This is a genomic window from Caloramator sp. ALD01, from assembly GCF_000472625.1.
Classification (GTDB): domain Bacteria; phylum Bacillota; class Clostridia; order Clostridiales; family Caloramatoraceae; genus Thermobrachium; species Thermobrachium proteoclasticum.
The window spans coordinates 1-2,806 of record NZ_AXAA01000064.1 but is presented as its reverse complement, the minus strand read 5'-3'; the positions used below and the strand labels follow the sequence as shown (position 1 = coordinate 2,806).

At 28.6% G+C, this 2,806-nt stretch carries 1 protein-coding gene, 1 tRNA gene and 1 pseudogene; 2 read left to right on the top strand and 1 reads right to left on the bottom strand.

The annotated features are described in order from the left end of the window. Positions 1 to 193: 193 nt before the first annotated feature. Positions 194 to 1,396, top strand: coding sequence for an IS21 family transposase (istA, locus tag A3M9_RS0112220; RefSeq protein ID WP_027309427.1), 1,203 nt, complete (start codon positions 194 to 196; stop codon positions 1,394 to 1,396). A gap of 63 nt (positions 1,397 to 1,459) precedes the next feature. Continuing rightward, positions 1,460 to 2,236 (top strand): annotated as a pseudogene (istB, locus tag A3M9_RS13960) (IS21-like element helper ATPase IstB). 192 nt (positions 2,237 to 2,428) lie between these two features. Here istB and A3M9_RS0112210 read toward each other — a convergent pair. After that, positions 2,429 to 2,503: transfer RNA gene (locus tag A3M9_RS0112210), tRNA-Asn, on the bottom strand. Positions 2,504 to 2,806: the final 303 nt, after the last annotated feature.

Genomic DNA, 2,806 nt, shown 5'->3' with positions numbered 1-2,806 from the left:
AAAGTAAATTATAATACCAAATTTTAGAAAACCAACTCCCGTTGGTCTTTTTGTCCTGCAATTTTTTGCAGGGGACTCTCCCCCATCCAACCTATTGTAAATGATAAAATAAAAATGCACGAAAAGTGGAAAATAAAAATGTACAAAATTGTACATAAATCTGGTACCATCCTTAATAGGAGGGATACCAAATATGATAAATATAATAGCTCAATTAAATATAATAAAAGCTATGGAAATTAAGCCTAATTTTTCAGAACTTGCAAGAGAATATGGAATGGATAGGAGAACTATTAAAAAATATTATGAAGGATATGAAGGTAAACCTAAAAATAAAAATAAATCTAGCAGATTAGATAAATTTTATGATGAAATAAAAATGAAACTTGAGATTAAAGGTGTTACCGTAAAAGGAGTTTATGAATACTTTTTAAATAAAGGATATGAAATAGGAACATATTCAAATTTTAATAAATATGTTAAAAGAAAAGGATTGAAACCAGCTAAAAAAATAAAGGCTCATCCAAGATTTGAAACTCCTGAAGGAGAGCAAGCTCAAGTAGATTGGAAGGAGGATATTAAATTAATTTCAAAGTATGGTGAAGAATTTATTATAAATGTATTTAATTTTAAATTAGGGTACTCAAGATATACTTATTTTGAATTAAGAGAAAACAAAACCCAACAAGATTTATTTGAATGTTTAATTAATGCATTTAAGGCTATTGGAGGTGTTCCTAAAAGAATATTATTTGATAATATGAAAACTGTAGTTGATATAGAAAATGGAAGGAGAAGAATAAATAATAAAATGAAAGCTTTTGCAGATGATTTTAATTTTAAGATAGAACTATGCAAGCCTAGACATTCTTTTACTAAAGGCAAAGTTGAAGCATCTAATAAATTTGTTGATTGGATATTAGCATACAACGGTGATTTTGAAGATGAAAAAGATTTGAAAAATATAATAAAAGAAATAAATAAAAAAATTAATTCATCAGTTAATCAGGCTATATCAGTCCCACCAATCTTGCTATTCCAAAAAGAAAAAGAATATTTATCCCCACTTCCAAATTCAAGTATTATTGAGCATTACTTAGATTTGGAACAAAAAGCAAAAGTTTTAAAAGATTCAACAATATATTACAAGGGGAATAAATATTCTGTACCTAAAAAATATTTAGGTAAAACCCTAAACTTAAAATTAATTGATTACAAACTTCATATATATTTTAACACAGAATTGATTTGTGTCCATAAGTTAAGTAACAAAAAAATTAATTATCTTCCTGAACATTATATAGAAATATTAGAAGACATTATAAAAAATCAAGATAACTTAGAGCAAATATGCAATGATAATCTAAATCAGTTGGACAAGTTGTTGAGTTATTAAATTGTTATGTAACTAAATAATGTATTCAAATTTAATAAATATTATAACAGGAAAGGTGGTAGAATGAATAATTACATAAAACTGCTTAATAATTTAGAGGAGCTAGGGCTTTTAAATATTAAAAACAATATAGACACATATTTAAATTTAATTAATTCTGGAGAAAAAAGTATAGTAGATGCTTTATATGAGTTAAGTAATTTAGAATTAAAATCAAAACAAGAAAAAGCGATTCTTGCTTGTGTAAAAGTAGCAAACTTTCCCTTTTTAAAGGAAATTGATGATTTTGAATTTGAATTTCAACCTAGTATAAACAAACAACAAATACTTGATTTAAAAAGTTTAAGATTTGTAGAAAACAATGAAAATATTTTATTTGTAGGAACACCTGGAGTTGGTAAAACCCATCTAGCTACCTCTCTAGGTATAGAATGTGCTAAGCATAGATATTCAACCTATTTTATTCATTTTCAAGAACTGATGATGCAGTTAAAAAAAGCATTAGCATAAAATCGTTTAGAATCAAGGTTAAAACATTTTTCTAAATATAAGGTGCTTATAATAGATGAAGTTGGTTATTTACCTATAGATACAGATGCTGCTAATATATTCTTTCAGTTAATATCTAAGCGATATGAAAAGCATTCAACAATAATAACTACCAATATGCCTTTTTCAAACTGGGGAGAAGTGTTTGGTTCTGCAACAATTGCAAATGCTATATCAGATAGATTACTACATCATTCTCATGTAATATCTATAAAAGGTCCTTCATATAGACTGAAATCAAAAATAAACTATTTTAATAGTTCTTCCCATTCTTCTTCTGCATCATCATAGTACAATTTTTGTACATGAATATATTCCACTTTTTGTACAAAAAGATATTGACATTTACACCTATCTTTATAAAATCACTCTCAAACAAGAAAGGACAGGCATTCTAATTGAATACCCGCCCCAACAATTGACAAAGAGCCTGTATTAATAAATATAAAAAGAGGTTGCTTTTGCAACCTCCTACATTCAAAGTGGCTCCACGGAGAGGACTCGAACCTCCAGCCCTTCGGTTAACAGCCGAATGCTCCACCATTGAGCTACCGTGGAATATTTTATTTTATCCGGCAACGACCTACTCTCCCACACCGAATTGGTGCAGTACCATCAGCCCTGCGGTTAAATATCGTGTTCGAAATGGATACTGATGTTTCCTTCACGACATTGTCACCAGATATTTTAGATGTTTGAAGTTTGATATTGGATGTTAGACCTTTTAAGTATTCCTAACTGGTCACTTTTCCAACTTCAAGTTCCATCAAAACTGCACAACCAAGAAGTTCTTTTCTAACTTCTAATCTCTAACATCTAACTTCTTTTTTATGATCAAGCCCTCGACCTATTAGTACCAGT

Excerpts from the sequence above, each read along its gene's own strand:
- istA (WP_027309427.1), top strand. The coding sequence starts at position 194 with ATGATAAATATAATAGCTCAATTAAATATAATAAAAGCTATGGAAATT.